The sequence below is a fragment of the Mesorhizobium sp. M7A.F.Ca.US.006.04.2.1 genome (assembly GCF_004022915.1).
GTDB classification, from domain to species: Bacteria; Pseudomonadota; Alphaproteobacteria; order Rhizobiales; family Rhizobiaceae; genus Mesorhizobium; species Mesorhizobium ciceri.
This window is the reverse complement of the sequence record NZ_RZQA01001616.1, coordinates 1-500: the sequence shown is the minus strand read 5'-3', so window position 1 is coordinate 500 and position 500 is coordinate 1. Positions and strand designations below refer to the sequence as shown.

Genomic DNA, 500 nt, shown 5'->3' with positions numbered 1-500 from the left:
GTCTCCAACCCGATGGCGCCGGCCGCCGCATCGGCGAAGGGCAGGCGCTTGGTGTCGACATCCTGCGGATCGTGCGAGGAGACGATGACGTCGATCGTACCGTCCCTGACCGCCTCGATCATCGCCAGCCGGTCTTCCTCGGCACGCAATGGCGGCGTCAGGCGAAAGAAGGTGCGGTATTCGCCGACATCGTTTTCATTGAGCGACAGATTGTGGATCGCCACGCCCGACGTCACCGTCGCCCCGTCGGCCTTGGCACGCGTTACAGCGTTTGCCGCCATCGCCGTCGAGATCTTCGCCGCATGGTACGAACCGCGCGTCAGCCGCGCCAGCGCAAGGTCGCGTTCCAGCGGGATGGATTCGGCCTCGCGCGGAATGCCGGAAAGGCCGAGCCAGCTGGCGTAGAGGCCTTCATTCATCACGCCGGATGAACCGAGGTCCGCATCCTGCGTCTCATGCACGATGGTGGCGCCGAAGTCGCGCGCATAGGTCAGCGCGCG

Annotated in this window: 1 pseudogene; it reads right to left on the bottom strand. The window is 65.8% G+C overall.

The annotated features are described in order from the left end of the window. A pseudogene (locus EN925_RS39050) lies at positions 1-500 on the bottom strand (dihydroorotase); the annotation flags it as partial.